This window comes from Geobacillus vulcani PSS1 (genome assembly GCF_000733845.1).
In the GTDB taxonomy this organism is placed as follows: Bacteria; Bacillota; Bacilli; order Bacillales; family Anoxybacillaceae; genus Geobacillus; species Geobacillus vulcani.
Window position 1 is genome coordinate 2,244,010 of sequence record NZ_JPOI01000001.1, and the last position, 13,176, is coordinate 2,257,185.

15 protein-coding genes are annotated in these 13,176 nt (G+C 56.1%); all 15 read left to right on the forward strand.

Annotation, left to right across the window (positions count from 1 at the left end; all coding sequences use genetic code 11):
• Positions 1-21 precede the first annotated feature (21 nt).
• The 15 genes from N685_RS0112175 to N685_RS19600 all read left to right on the forward strand — a co-directional run bounded on the left by N685_RS0112175 (position 22) and on the right by N685_RS19600 (position 13,171).
• A complete protein-coding gene (locus tag N685_RS0112175; protein ID WP_031408726.1) occupies positions 22-357 on the forward strand; it encodes a nucleotide pyrophosphohydrolase in 336 nt (111 codons plus the stop codon).
• Positions 354-1,151, forward strand: a complete 798-nt coding sequence (dapB, locus tag N685_RS0112180) for a 4-hydroxy-tetrahydrodipicolinate reductase (RefSeq protein ID WP_031408728.1) — start codon at positions 354-356, stop codon at positions 1,149-1,151. Before N685_RS0112175 ends, dapB begins: the two co-directional genes overlap by 4 nt.
• Before the next feature lie 31 nt (positions 1,152-1,182).
• Positions 1,183-1,602 (forward strand): methylglyoxal synthase, encoded by a 420-nt coding sequence (gene mgsA, locus N685_RS0112185; RefSeq protein WP_031408730.1) that lies wholly within the window; start codon positions 1,183-1,185, stop codon positions 1,600-1,602.
• A 20-nt stretch (positions 1,603-1,622) separates the two neighbouring features.
• Positions 1,623-2,333, forward strand: a complete 711-nt coding sequence (gene bshB1, locus N685_RS0112190) for a bacillithiol biosynthesis deacetylase BshB1 (protein ID WP_031408732.1) — start codon at positions 1,623-1,625, stop codon at positions 2,331-2,333.
• The gene (gene bshA, locus N685_RS0112195; protein WP_031408734.1) at positions 2,330-3,466 is read left to right on the forward strand and encodes an N-acetyl-alpha-D-glucosaminyl L-malate synthase BshA; all 1,137 of its coding nucleotides are present in this window, start codon (positions 2,330-2,332) and stop codon (positions 3,464-3,466) included. Before bshB1 ends, bshA begins: the two co-directional genes overlap by 4 nt.
• Positions 3,463-4,677 carry a CCA tRNA nucleotidyltransferase gene (locus N685_RS0112200; RefSeq protein ID WP_031408736.1) on the forward strand — a complete coding sequence of 405 codons (1,215 nt, stop codon included), beginning with the start codon at positions 3,463-3,465 and terminating at the stop codon, positions 4,675-4,677. The genes bshA and N685_RS0112200 overlap by 4 nt, the downstream gene beginning before the upstream one ends.
• Complete coding sequence (locus N685_RS0112205) at positions 4,635-5,624, forward strand: bifunctional biotin--[acetyl-CoA-carboxylase] synthetase/biotin operon repressor (RefSeq protein WP_031408738.1); 990 nt, start codon at positions 4,635-4,637, stop codon at positions 5,622-5,624. The genes N685_RS0112200 and N685_RS0112205 overlap by 43 nt, the downstream gene beginning before the upstream one ends.
• A gap of 265 nt (positions 5,625-5,889) precedes the next feature.
• Complete coding sequence (gene panB, locus N685_RS0112210) at positions 5,890-6,729, forward strand: 3-methyl-2-oxobutanoate hydroxymethyltransferase (RefSeq protein ID WP_031408740.1); 840 nt, start codon at positions 5,890-5,892, stop codon at positions 6,727-6,729.
• Positions 6,726-7,628 carry a pantoate--beta-alanine ligase gene (gene panC, locus N685_RS0112215; protein WP_031408742.1) on the forward strand — a complete coding sequence of 301 codons (903 nt, stop codon included), beginning with the start codon at positions 6,726-6,728 and terminating at the stop codon, positions 7,626-7,628. The genes panB and panC overlap by 4 nt, the downstream gene beginning before the upstream one ends.
• On the forward strand, positions 7,610-7,993 hold the full coding sequence (gene panD / locus N685_RS0112220) for an aspartate 1-decarboxylase (RefSeq protein ID WP_031408744.1): 384 nt from the start codon (positions 7,610-7,612) through the stop codon (positions 7,991-7,993). Before panC ends, panD begins: the two co-directional genes overlap by 19 nt.
• A 51-nt stretch (positions 7,994-8,044) precedes the next feature.
• Positions 8,045-10,780, forward strand: a complete 2,736-nt coding sequence (dinG, locus tag N685_RS0112225) for an ATP-dependent DNA helicase DinG (protein WP_031408746.1) — start codon at positions 8,045-8,047, stop codon at positions 10,778-10,780.
• 337 nt (positions 10,781-11,117) lie between these two features.
• The gene (locus N685_RS19090) at positions 11,118-11,288 is read left to right on the forward strand and encodes a YpmA family protein (protein ID WP_011231659.1); all 171 of its coding nucleotides are present in this window, start codon (positions 11,118-11,120) and stop codon (positions 11,286-11,288) included.
• A gap of 6 nt (positions 11,289-11,294) precedes the next feature.
• Positions 11,295-11,771, forward strand: coding sequence for a cell wall elongation regulator TseB-like domain-containing protein (locus N685_RS0112235; protein ID WP_031408748.1), 477 nt, complete (start codon positions 11,295-11,297; stop codon positions 11,769-11,771).
• 22 nt (positions 11,772-11,793) lie between these two features.
• Entirely contained in the window at positions 11,794-12,975 is a 1,182-nt protein-coding gene (locus N685_RS0112240) for a pyridoxal phosphate-dependent aminotransferase (RefSeq protein ID WP_031408749.1), read from the forward strand.
• Between the two features lie 16 nt (positions 12,976-12,991).
• Entirely contained in the window at positions 12,992-13,171 is a 180-nt protein-coding gene (locus N685_RS19600; protein ID WP_156961394.1) for a hypothetical protein, read from the forward strand.
• The last annotated feature ends 5 nt before the right edge of the window (positions 13,172-13,176 follow it).

The following is a 13,176-nucleotide window of genomic DNA, read 5'->3' on the forward strand; positions in this document are numbered from 1 at the left end:
AAACAGGCGAGGTGACAAGCCATGCAGGAGAAAACGATGAAACAAATGCAGCAGGAAGTGGATGACTATATCGGCCAATTCAAAGAAGGCTATTTCAGCCCGCTCGCCATGCTGGCGCGGCTGACGGAAGAGCTCGGCGAGCTGGCGCGAGAGGTGAACCACTACTACGGGGAAAAACCGAAAAAGGCGACCGAACAAGAAAAAACGGTGGAAGAAGAGTTGGGCGATTTGCTGTTTGTGCTCATTTGCTTTGCCAATTCGCTCGGCATTGATTTGCAGGCGGCGCACGACCGGGTGATGGACAAGTTCCGCACCCGCGACCGCGACCGTTGGACGCGGAAGGAGGAAGGGTCATGACGATTCGCATTGTCATCGCAGGGCCGCGCGGCCGCATGGGCCGAGAAGCAGTTGCGCTCGTGCAGCAAACAGATCACTTTGAACTAGCCGCGGTCATCGACCGTCGTTACGATGGACAAAATTTAGCGGAGATCGACGGATTTTCCGGCGTCAACGCCCCGATTTACACCGATGCGTCCCGCTGTTTTGACGAGGTGAAGCCGGATGTCTTGATCGATTTGACCACGCCGGAAGCCGGAAAGCGGCACACCGAGCTGGCGCTGCGTCACGGCGTTCGCCCTGTCGTCGGTACGACCGGATTTACGCCGGAAGAGATCGAGCGGTTGACCGAGCTGGCGGAAGAGAAAGAAGTCGGCGCCATCATTGCACCGAACTTTGCCATCGGAGCAGTGTTGATGATGAAATTCGCCCGCATGGCGGCCAAATATTTCACGGATGTGGAAATCATTGAATTGCACCATGACCAAAAGCTTGACGCTCCGTCGGGAACGGCGTTGAAGACAGCGCAGCTCATTGCCGAAGTGCGACCGTCGAAAAAGCAAGGCCACCCGAACGAAAAAGAAACGCTTGCCGGCGCGCGCGGAGCCGCTTACGACGGCATTCCGATCCACAGTGTCCGTCTGCCGGGCTTTGTCGCTCATCAAGAAGTGATTTTCGGCGGCAACGGCCAGACGTTGACGATCCGCCACGATTCGTTCGACCGCCGCTCGTTTATGTCCGGGGTGAAGCTGGCAGTGGAAACAGTGATGCATTTACATACGCTTGTCTATGGGCTGGAGCATATTTTGGAATAGTGTGCAAACTGCGCAAACGGGGGAGAACGGAATGAAAATCGCGTTGATTGCCCATGATCAAAAAAAGGAAGAGATGGTCGCCTTTGCGACCGCCTATGCGCCTGTGCTGGCAAACCACGAATTGTACGCCACCGGCACGACCGGCTTGCGCATCCAGGAGGCGACCGGTCTTTCGGTTCACCGTTTCCAATCAGGGCCGTACGGAGGCGACCAAGAAATCGGGGCGATGATCGCCCGCAATGAAATGGATCTGGTCATTTTTTTCCGCGATCCGCTCACCGCTCAGCCGCATGAGCCGGACATCAGCGCATTGATGCGGCTTTGCGACGTCTATGCCGTGCCGCTGGCGACGAACATCGGCACGGCCGAGCTGCTCATCCGCGCGTTGGAGCGCGGCGATTTGGCATGGCGAAGCATTGTGCGCGGCCGAACAAAAGGCGGGGAGGAATAGGAAACAGAAAGGTGACAGCGATGATGGAGACGTGTGATTTGTTGGCGTTCGGCGCCCATCCGGATGATGTCGAAATCGGCATGGGAGGGACGATCGCCAAATACGTACGCCGCGGGTACCGTATTGTCATTTGCGACTTGACGAAAGCCGAGCTGTCGTCCAACGGCACGGTCGACGAGCGGCAGAGAGAGGCGGCGGAGGCGGCCCGCCGGCTCGGTGTATCCGAGCGGTTCAATCTCGGACTGCCTGACCGCGGCCTTTACATCGAGGAAGAGGCGATCCGTCAGATCGCAGCGGTCATCCGCCGCTGCCGGCCGCGCCTTGTATTCGCCCCCTATTGGGAAGATCGACATCCGGATCACGGGCGATGCGCCCGCCTTGTCGAGGAAGCGGTCTTTTCCGCCGGCATTCGCCGCTATGGCGTTGGAGAGCTTGGTGATGCGCATCGTGTTCGGGCGGTGTATTATTATATGATCAATGCCTTTTGTCGCCCGCATTTTCTCATCGATATTAGCGAAACGATCGACGACAAGCTGGCCAGTTTGCGCGCCTATGAGAGCCAATTTCAAAAACGGGCTGGCTCAGTTGACACCCCGCTGACCAACGGCTACATCGAGATGATTGAAAGCCGCGAGCGCTGGTTCGGTCAACAAATCGGTGCGGCGTATGCGGAAGGGTTTTTGACGAAAACGCCGATTCATCTTTCCAATTTGTTTGAGGAGGAGCGATGAAGCTGAAAATCGGGATTGTCTGCTATCCGACAGTCGGAGGCTCCGGGGTGGTCGCCACTGAGCTTGGCAAGCTGCTGGCGGAGCGGGGGCATGAGATTCACTTTATCTCATCGAGCATGCCGTTTCGCTTGAATAAAGTGTACGGCAATATTTATTATCATGAAGTGACGGTCAACCAATATTCTGTTTTTCAATATCCGCCGTACGATTTGGCATTGGCAAGCAAAATTGCTGAGGTGGCCAAGCGGGAACGGCTTGATGTGCTTCATGCCCATTACGCCGTTCCTCATGCCGTCTGCGCGGTGTTGGCGCGGCAAATGGTCGGCGAGCTGCCGATCATCACGACGCTGCACGGCACGGATATCACCGTGTTAGGCTATGACCCATCGCTTTCCGATATGATCAAATTTGGCATCGAGCAGTCGGATATCGTTACGGCGGTGTCTGACGCCCTTGCCCGACAGACGTATGAACTGCTCGATGTGCAAGCGACGATCCATACCGTCTACAATTTTGTCGATGAACGCGTCTACCGTCGCCGGGAAGCGAGCCATTTACGGCGCGAGTACGGCATTCGTGACGATGAACGGGTTGTGATCCATGTCTCGAATTTCCGGAAAGTGAAGCGCGTGCCTGATGTAGTGCGAGCGTTTGCCATCGTGCGCCAGCACGTGCCAGCCAAGCTCTTGCTTGTCGGCGACGGCCCGGAAATGACCGTCGTCTGCCGGCTTGTGAAAGAGCTTGGTCTGCAAGACGATGTCCGCTTTTTAGGAAAGCAGGATAAACTCGAAGAGCTGTATTCGATCAGCGATATAATGATGCTTTTGTCGGAAAAAGAAAGCTTCGGGCTCGTATTGCTTGAAGCGATGGCGTGCGGCGTTCCGTGCATTGGCACGGCCATCGGCGGGATTCCGGAAGTGATTGAGGATGGGAAAACCGGGTTTTTATGCCCGCTTGGCGATGTCCAAGAGGCGGCAAGACAGGCGGTGGCGCTGTTGACGGACTGCCGGTTGCACGCTGAGATGGCGAGACAGGCGGTGCAAACAGTTGAGCGCAAGTTCCGCTCGGCCGACATCGTCGGGCAGTATGAACAGCTGTACGTTTCGCTTGCGGCAAGGAAGGTGAAGCGATGAAACCGCCGTTTGAACAGGCGCTCGGCATTATCCAACAATTGAAGCGGCATGGTTATGAGGCGTATTTTGTCGGCGGCGCAGTGCGCGACTTGTTGATCGGGCGTGCGATCGGCGACGTCGATATCGCGACAAGCGCGCTGCCGGAAGAAGTGATGCGCTTGTTTCCGAAAACCATCGACGTCGGTTCGAAACACGGCACGGTCGTCGTCGTGCATGAAGGAACAGCGTACGAAGTGACGACATTCCGCACGGACGGCGATTATGAAGACCATCGCCGTCCGGAGTCGGTGACGTTCGTTCGTTCGCTTGAGGAAGACTTAAAGCGGCGTGATTTCACGATGAACGCCATTGCCATGGATGAACATGGAACGATCATTGATCCGTTTGGCGGACAAGAGGCGATCGAGCGTCGGCTCATTTGCACGGTCGGGGCGGCGGACGAAAGGTTTCGTGAAGATGCGCTTCGCATGATGCGGGCTGTTCGCTTTGTCAGCCAACTTGGATTTGCGCTTGCTGAGGACACGAAGCGGGCGATTGTCCAAAACGCACCGCTTATGGCCCACATTTCTGTCGAACGGATGACCATGGAAATGGAAAAGCTGCTCGCCGGTCCGTTCGTCGCCGAGGCGCTGCCGCTGTTGGCCGATACCGGGCTGTCCGCTTATTTGCCTGGACTGGCCGAAAAAGAGCCGCTGCTGCGCTCGGCTGCCGCCTTCCGCTGGCCGTGGCTTTCGGAGCGCGAAGAGCGCTGGGCGCTTCTTTGCCGCGCGCTTGATGTCAAAGACATTCGTCCGTTTTTGCGCGCCTGGAAGCTTCCCAACAAAGTCATCGATGAAGCTGGCGCCATTTTGGCGGCGCTCGATGATGTCCCTAGGCCGGAGGCGTGGACGAACGAACAGTTGTTTTTGGCCGGCCTCAAGCGGGCGCTATCGGTTGAAGCGGTGCGCGCTGCGCTGATCGGCGCGCCGCCTGAACGGCATCATGAAGAGCTTCGCCGTCGCTTTGCGTCGTTGCCGATCAAAACGAAAGGGGAGCTTGCCGTCAATGGGAAAGACGTCATTCGCTGGGCTGGAAAACCGGCCGGTCCGTGGGTGAAAGAGACGTTGGATGCCATCTGGCGGGCGGTCGTCAGCGGCGAAGTCGAAAATGAGAAGGAGCGGATTTACGCATGGCTCATGGAGCGCAATCGGACACACGAAAAAAACTGTTAGAGTTGTTTGCCGAAGCGAACGGCGAGTTTTTGTCCGGGCAAAAAATCAGCGAACAGCTCGGCTGTTCGCGGGCGGCGGTATGGAAGCATATCGAGGAGCTGCGCAAAGAAGGATTTGAACTCGAAGCAGTGCGCCGCCTTGGCTACCGGATTATCAGCACTCCAGATAAAGTGACGGCCAATGAAGTCCAGCTTGGCTTAAAAACGGACAAACTTGGCCATGCCATCCACTTTTTTGACGAGGTCGATTCAACGCAACGCATTGCCGCGAGACTCGCGTACGAAGGGGCGCCGGAAGGAACGCTCGTCGTCGCGGAAGAGCAAAAGGCTGGGCGAGGGCGCTTGGATCGGAAATGGTTTTCCCCGAAAGGGACGGGCATTTGGATGAGCCTCATTTTGCGGCCGCCCATTCCGCCGCAGCAGGCTCCACAGTTGACGCTCGTGGCTGCGGTGGCCATCAGCCAAGCGATTCAAGAAATAACCGGGCTTGTCCCAGACATTAAATGGCCGAATGACATTTTGCTTAGCGGCAAAAAATGCGTCGGCATTTTAACGGAGCTGCAAGCCGATCCTGACCGTGTTCATTCGGTCATCATCGGCATTGGCATCAATGTCAATCAAACGATCGAGCAGTTTCCGGAGGATATCCGAGCCATCGCCACATCGCTGGCCATTGAAAAGGGCGCGCGCGTGAAGCGCGCACCGCTCATTCAGGAAATTTTGTTCCGACTTGAGCGGCTGTACAAGCAATATTTAGAACACGGCTTTCGCCCGATTAAGCTTCTTTGGGAAGGGTACGCCGTCTCGATCGGCAAGCCGGTAACGGCCAGAACATTGGGTGGGGCGATTCGCGGCATTGCCCGCGGCATCACCGATGACGGACGGCTCATTTTGGAAGACGAGCAAAACCATGTTCATTATATTCATTCTGCCGATATCCAGCTGTAAATTGGCACTAGAAAAATTGTGACAATTTTGTTAAAATACAAAGCGAGGAAAAGGGCAGTATCTTTCGCAAGAAGAACTGCACCGAGGCCGACAGCATGAATAGGTGAAAGAAATGATCTGCCTTGATCCTTTTTGAAGGACTAGGACAGAGGGATGAACGAAACCGGCGGTGGTTTTATGGCGTCCTTCTTTCTCAAGGCGGGAAAGAAGGACGTTTTGTTTCGGGCGGTTCATCTCCTCTGCAGCCAAAGAGGAGGGAACGAAAGTGAAAGCGAAAACCGATTTTTTCCACATGAAGCAGGCGGGCGAGCCGATCGTGATGGTGACCGCCTACGATTTTCCGTCCGCGAAACTTGCAGAACAGGCTGGAGTCGACATGATTTTGGTCGGCGATTCACTTGGCATGGTTGTGCTCGGGTATGATTCAACGATCCCGGTGACGGTCGATGATATGATCCACCATACGAAGGCGGTTCGTCGCGGTGCACCGAACACGTTTATTGTCACCGACATGCCTTTTATGTCCTACCATGCATCCAAAGAAGAGGCGTTGCAAAACGCTCGCCGCATCATGCAAGAGTCAGGGGCGAACGCTGTTAAAGTCGAAGGAGCGGATGAAGTCGTCGACATGATCGCCGCGCTGACGAAAGCCGGCGTGCCGGTCGTCGCCCATCTCGGGTTGACGCCGCAATCGGTCGGCGTCCTTGGCGGCTATAAAGTGCAAGGCAAAGATGCCGAAAGCGCGAAAAAGCTGATCGATGATGCGAAACAATGCGAGCAGGCGGGAGCGATCGCCCTTGTCTTAGAGTGTGTTCCGAAGCAGCTCGGGGCGGCCATGGCCCGGGAACTCACCATTCCCGTCATCGGCATCGGCGCTGGGGGGGAGGTCGACGGCCAAGTGCTCGTGTATCACGATTTGCTTGGCTACGGTGTCACCCGCGTTCCGAAGTTTGTGAAACAATACGCGTCCATCCAAGAGACGATCGTTGAGGCGTTAGCCAACTATGTCGCTGATGTCAAGCTGCGCCAGTTCCCCGAGCCGGCGCACACGTTTACGATGAAGGAAGAAGAATGGGTGGCGCTTTACGGAGGAAAACAAGGATGATTGTGATGGATCGGATTGCGGCGATGCAGGCGCTCATGCGCCAATATCGCCGTGAAGGAAAGACGATCGGGTTCGTTCCGACGATGGGCTATTTGCATGAAGGGCATACGTCCCTCATCGATCGAGCGCGCGCAGAAAATGACATCGTCGTCCTAAGCGTTTTCGTCAACCCGCTTCAGTTCGGACCGAACGAAGACTTTGCCCGTTATCCGCGCGATTTCGAGCGCGACCGGCGCATCGCCGAACAGCACGGGGTCGACGTCTTGTTTCATCCGGAAGCGGACGAGATGTATCCGGAGCCGCTTACCGTACGAGCGATCGTTCAAGCACGCGCCGACGTGCTGTGCGGACGGTCGCGCCCCGGCCATTTTGACGGCGTGGCGACGGTGCTCATTAAGCTGTTCAACATCGTTATGCCCGACCGAGCGTACTTTGGGATGAAAGATGCCCAACAGGTGGCGGTTGTCGACGGCTTGATCCGCGATCTCAATTTTCCAATCGAGCTCGTGCCGGTGCCGACGGTTCGCGAGGCGGACGGGCTGGCGAAAAGCTCGCGCAACGTTTATTTGTCGCCGCAAGAACGGAGTGAGGCGCCGGCGCTGTATGCGGCGCTTCAAGCGGCCGCTTCCGCCGTCGAACGAGGGGAGCGGAGCGCAGCGGCCATCCGCCGGATGGTTAGAGAGCGTATTGAAGCGCATACGCACGCTGAGATCGATTATGTCGAAGTATGTTCATATCCGGATTTAACGCCGCTCGAGACGCTTGCCGGGACAGTGCTGATCGCTGTCGCCGTCCGATTCGCGAGCGCCCGGTTGATCGACAACATCATCATCGAGTTGCCCAAAACCGGCGAACAAGGGGATGAAAAGGGGGAGCAAGCATGTTTCGCACGCTCATGAATGCCAAAATTCACCGCGCTCGTGTAACCGAGGCCAATCTCGATTACGTCGGCAGCATTACGATCGATGAAGATATTTTGGATGCCGTCGGCATTGTGCCTAATGAAAAAGTACAGGTAGTGAACAATAATAATGGAGCCCGTTTTGAAACATACGTCATCCCCGGCGAGCGCGGCAGCGGCGTCTTTTGCCTAAACGGCGCCGCCGCCCGCCTTGTGCAAAAAGGGGACGTCATTATTGTCATCTCGTATGTGCTCGTTCCGGAGGAAAAAATTTCTGCACATCGACCGAAAATCGCGATTATGGACGAAAACAACCGGATTGTGCAACTCATTGCCGAAGAGCCGGCACATACGGTTTTGTAATGAGGGGGAAAAGGGGGCTTTCCGCCCCTTTTCGTTTTGAGGTGATCGTTTATGGCAACGCGTTTTGTCATCATTGATTTAGAGACAACCGGAAATGGACCGAAAAAAGGCGATCGGATCATTCAGCTCGGCATGGCGGTCGTCGAAGATGGCCTGATTGTCGAGCGGTTTGCCAGCTTTTTTAACCCGGAACAGCCTATTCCGCTGTTCATTCAGCAGCTGACGAACATCAACGAACAGATGGTCGAAGGAGCGCCGCTGTTTGCTGACAAGGCGGGCGAGATCGCCGCCATGATGCACGGTGCTTACTTTGTCGCCCATAACGTTGACTTTGATTTGCCGTTTTTGCAGGCCGAGCTTGAACGGGCTGGCTGGCCGCCGTTTGCCGGTCCGACGATTGATACGGTCGAGCTCGCCCGCATCGTACTGCCGACTGCCGAAAGCTATAAGCTCGGGGATTTGGCGAGACAGCTCGGCCTTCACCACGATCGTCCGCATCAAGCGGACAGCGATGCGGAAGTGACTGCCAAGCTGTTCATCGCCTTGCTTGAGCGGCTGCACCGTCTGCCGCTCATGACGCTTGAGCAACTGCGCCGCTTCGCCCGCCATTTGAAAAGCGATATTTATTTGCTCCTTGATGCGGTCATCGCTGAAAAGCGGAACAAGGCGCCGGCCGACCGCGCTGTCGCCGTATACCGCGGCATTGCGTTGAAAAAATCGGCGCCGGAGCCGGACGAGAGCGACCGGCGCCGGCGCCCCGCTTTGGCTTCATTCGCTGCCTTTTGCGAACAGGAGCCGCCCCTTCCGCTTCCCGGCTATCAACGGCGTGCGGGGCAGTGGGAGATGATGCGGCTCGTTTATGAGGCGCTGTCGACGTCCCAGCACGCGCTCATTGAAGCAGGGACCGGACTTGGCAAATCGCTTGCCTATTTAATTCCCGCTGCTTTTTTTGCCTGTGAGCAGCAAGAGCGGGTCGTCATCAGCACACACACCCTCCAGCTGCAGGAGCAGCTCATTCGCCGCGATTGGCCGGTATTGCGGCAAATCGCGCCGTTTCCGCTCCGCATTGCTGTTTTGAAAGGAAAGCAAAATTACTTATCCCTTGACAAGTTCGCGTCGTTTTTGTCGGAGCCGTCTGACACGTACGATGCGGCGCTCTTGAAATGTCAGATGCTCGTTTGGTTGCTTGAGACCGACAGCGGCGACTTGGACGAATTGAATGTGTCATCCGGCGCCCGTCTCCTATTGTCAGCACTTGCCATCGGTGAAGAGGAAGACGGTGGGCGGCATCATTTTTTCGCCCGGGCGAAAGAGCGTTCCGAACAGGCGGATGTGGTCATTACCAACCATGCGCTTTTGCTTCATGATTTGACCGGCCCGGCGCCGCTTTTGCCGCCGTTTCGTCATCTGATCATCGATGAGGCGCACCGGCTTGAAGATGCCGCCGCTCGGTGTTTTGGCGAGCAGATTGACTATGTGTCGTTTCGCCTGCTGACCGCCAAAATCGCGCAGACGATCGCGAAATGGCTAGAAGCGGAACAGGCCACACCGAATGGGGCTCTTGTCCGTTGCCAGCGGCGCCTTGAGGAGCTGCAGTTTGAAGGGGACGAGCTGTTCCGCCTGTTGCGCCGCTATGCGTTGGACAAAAGGCCAGCTCGCGCTGGACGTTGCCGCTATCGCTTTTCGCCGACGGACGAACAGAGCCGGGCGTGGCAGGCGGCGGTGGAGTTATGTTGGCGTCTGCGCGATTTGACAGCGTTGTTATTCGCTGAAGTGAAGCCGCTCCTATCCGCTGATGCGAGTGGCGATTTCCCCCCGTCCGCCTTGCTGTCGGCCGATTTGGCGGCTCTCAATCGGCAAATGGTTGCGCTTGTGCGTTTGCTGACTGAAAAGGAGCCGGGTGTCGTCCGGTGGATCGAGGCGGATGAAAAAGGGGCGGCGAACGCTGTCCGCCTTTACTCGCAGCCGGTTGACCTTGCTGATTTTTTCGCCGATCAACTGTTTATGAAAAAACGGAGCGTCGTGTTGACGTCGGCGACGCTCACTGTCCGCGGCCAGTTCACGTATATGGCCGAGCGCCTCGGCCTTGAGGATTTTTATCCACTTTGCCGCTTGTTTCCGCCGCCGTTTCGTTACGAGGAGCAGGCCGCGCTCTTCGTGCCGGCGGACATGCCCCTCGTTTCTGCCGTGCCGCTTGAAGATTACGCTGAGGCGGTCGCCGCTTCGGTGCTTGTGATCGCCCGACGCCTTGGACGGCGGGTGCTTGTGTTGTTTCCTTCGTATGAATTGTTGAAACTGACGGTTGATGCGTTGAAGACCGAGGAAGAAGGCGAGCCGTTTGTTTTGATCGCTCAAGGGGTGCAAAGCGGCAGTCCGGCAAAGCTTTTGCGGACGTTTTTACAGTTTGAGCATGCGGTGTTGTTTGGGACGAGCAGCTTTTGGGAAGGGGTCGATCTGCCAGGTTCAGCGCTCGACGTGCTTGTCATCGCACGCTTGCCGTTTGCGCCTCCGGACGATCCAGTGATGGAGGCAAAAAGCGAGCGCATTCGCTTAGGGGGCGGCGATCCGTTTTCTGAGCTGGCCCTTCCTGAGGCCGTGCTTCGTTTTAAGCAGGGGTTTGGCCGTCTCATTCGCACTGAAGACGACAAAGGGGCTGTATTTGTGCTGGATCGGCGGCTGATGGTCTCTCCATACGGAGCGGATTTTCTCGCCTCCTTGCCTCCGCTTTCCGTGCATGAGGGCGTGCTTTCTGAGCTGCTCGACAAGGCGGAAACTTGGCTTACTTAAAGCGGGCTTTGTTTCTCATAAAGATGGACAAAACGGTGCAATCTAAAGGTGTCAGGCGGCAAAAAATCCCCCGCATGAAGCGGGGGAAAGAAGCAAATTGGCGTTGACGGTGTAGGCGGGCAAATTTGTTATGAAATGGTCGGACAAACCTGCTATAATAGGGAAGAAGCACAACTGCGATGACAGTTTGCGCCTTGCCGCTTGGCTTTGTCGGCTTGGCCGCAGAGGTGCGAAGAAGCACGCCTTTGATGTCACCTTCGCTGTATTTGTATTGTTGCCGGAGCCGCCGGCGTGTATAAGTAACAAAATTTGCGCCGCACAGGAGGAAACGACGAAAATGGAAAGCAAAATCGAAGTGCTCGCTACCGTCAAAGTTCAGCACTCCGACGACTTGTACAAAATTGTCGACTGCTTGAACCGAACGCTAAAGCGCGACAATTTGATGTTTGGCCTTGCCTTGGATGAAAACGACAAGCGCCAAGCCATCTTTACGATTTATCGGACGTGATCGACCATGAAAAAGTGGGGTTGGTTCGCTCTGCTTTTTTTTGGATTCCTCATTTGGCAGGCATGGTCGATTTATAACGAGGCGATGGCGCCCAAACGGCTGATGGTGGAACATGCGTTGGCGCGGGCGAAGGAAGCCGCTGGGCTTGCTGATGTGAAGAAAGTCTATACATATTATGGCGACGAAGCGTGCACCGTATTCATCGGAAGAACGAAACAAGGGAAAGCGATCGTCGTTTGGGTGCCTGAAAAAGAAGGGAATGTCGTTGTCAAGCGCGCGGACAGCGGCATCAGCGAGACGGAAGCGCGTGCCATTTTGCAGCGCGATCGCCGTCCGCGGCGCATCATCGACGCGACGCTTGGCATGGAAAAAGGCGTGCCTCTTTGGGAGTTGACATATATTGATGCAGAGGGAAGGTATTCTTTTTATTACCTTCATTTTGCGGATGGGGCCTTTCTGAAGAGGTACAGTTTTCAACAGTGAGGACGTGAAGGGGGAAGAAACGATGAAACTGGCAAAACGGGTGGCGTCGCTGACGCCATCGGCGACATTGGCCATTACGGCGAAAGCAAAGGAACTGAAAGCGGCCGGATACGACGTGATCGGCTTAGGAGCCGGCGAACCGGATTTCAACACGCCTAAGCACATTATCGAGGCGGCGATCAAGGCGATGAATGAAGGGCATACGAAATATACGCCATCAGGCGGATTGCCGGCGTTAAAAGAGGAAATCATCAAAAAGTTTGCCCGCGATCAAGGGCTTTCGTACGAGCCGGCGGAAATCATCGTTTGTGTCGGGGCGAAGCACGCGCTTTATACGCTCTTTCAAGTGCTGCTTGATGAAGGCGATGAGGTCATCATTCCGACGCCGTATTGGGTGAGCTACCCGGAGCAAGTGAAGCTGGCGGGCGGCATTCCGGTTTATGTTGAGGGACTTGAGGAAAACAACTTTAAAATGACGCCGGAACAGTTGAAAGCGGCCATTACACCTCGGACCAAAGCGGTCATTCTCAATTCTCCGAGCAATCCGACCGGCATGATTTATACGGCCGAGGAGCTGAAAGCGCTCGGGGAAGTATGCTTGGCGCATGGCGTGTTGATCGTTTCGGACGAAATTTATGAAAAATTGATTTACGGCGGGGCGAAACATGTGTCGATCGCCGAGCTGTCGCCGGAGCTGAAGAAGCAGACGGTCATCATCAATGGCGTATCGAAATCGCACTCGATGACAGGGTGGCGCATCGGCTACGCGGCTGGACCGAAGGACATCATTCAAGCGATGACCGATTTAGCAAGCCATAGCACATCGAATCCGACATCGATCGCTCAATATGCGGCTATTGCCGCTTACAGCGGACCGCAGGAGCCGGTCGAACAAATGCGCCAAGCGTTTGAAGAACGGCTCAACATCATTTACGACAAACTTGTGCAAATTCCAGGCTTCACCTGCGTCAAACCGCAAGGAGCGTTTTATTTGTTCCCGAATGCCCGGAAGGCGGCGGATATGGCCGGCTGCCACACGGTCGATGAGTTCGTCGCCGCCTTGTTGGAGGAAGCGAAAGTCGCGCTCGTGCCCGGTTCTGGGTTTGGGGCGCCGGACAACGTCCGCTTGTCGTACGCGACCTCGCTTGAGGCGCTCGAGACAGCGGTCGAGCGCATCTGCCGGTTTATGGAAGCACGGGCCTAAGGTGCTTGGCGCCAAGGTGTCAGGGTGGAAAGAAAAGGGCGGCTTTGTTTGGCGCAAAGCCGCTTTTTCCGCGTCGGTTGGAGCGGTGGACTGTCGGTTGGCTCCAGGCGGCTGCTCCGAAGGGCGCTTGGTGGGTGCAGCATCGTTTGGCGCTGCTTTGGCTGGTCATTGCCGTGACGCCGACGGAACGGTATAATAGCA

Coding starts and splice junctions, on each gene's coding strand:
- panC (WP_031408742.1), top strand. CDS start 6,726: ATGATTGTGATGGATCGGATTGCGGCGATGCAGGCGCTCATGCGCCAA.
- N685_RS0112175 (WP_031408726.1), top strand. CDS start 22: ATGCAGGAGAAAACGATGAAACAAATGCAGCAGGAAGTGGATGACTAT.
- bshB1 (WP_031408732.1), top strand. CDS start 1,623: ATGATGGAGACGTGTGATTTGTTGGCGTTCGGCGCCCATCCGGATGAT.
- N685_RS0112205 (WP_031408738.1), top strand. CDS start 4,635: ATGGCTCATGGAGCGCAATCGGACACACGAAAAAAACTGTTAGAGTTG.
- bshA (WP_031408734.1), top strand. CDS start 2,330: ATGAAGCTGAAAATCGGGATTGTCTGCTATCCGACAGTCGGAGGCTCC.
- panD (WP_031408744.1), top strand. CDS start 7,610: ATGTTTCGCACGCTCATGAATGCCAAAATTCACCGCGCTCGTGTAACC.
- N685_RS0112200 (WP_031408736.1), top strand. CDS start 3,463: ATGAAACCGCCGTTTGAACAGGCGCTCGGCATTATCCAACAATTGAAG.
- N685_RS0112240 (WP_031408749.1), top strand. CDS start 11,794: ATGAAACTGGCAAAACGGGTGGCGTCGCTGACGCCATCGGCGACATTG.
- N685_RS0112235 (WP_031408748.1), top strand. CDS start 11,295: ATGAAAAAGTGGGGTTGGTTCGCTCTGCTTTTTTTTGGATTCCTCATT.
- dinG (WP_031408746.1), top strand. CDS start 8,045: ATGGCAACGCGTTTTGTCATCATTGATTTAGAGACAACCGGAAATGGA.
- N685_RS19090 (WP_011231659.1), top strand. CDS start 11,118: ATGGAAAGCAAAATCGAAGTGCTCGCTACCGTCAAAGTTCAGCACTCC.
- mgsA (WP_031408730.1), top strand. CDS start 1,183: ATGAAAATCGCGTTGATTGCCCATGATCAAAAAAAGGAAGAGATGGTC.
- dapB (WP_031408728.1), top strand. CDS start 354: ATGACGATTCGCATTGTCATCGCAGGGCCGCGCGGCCGCATGGGCCGA.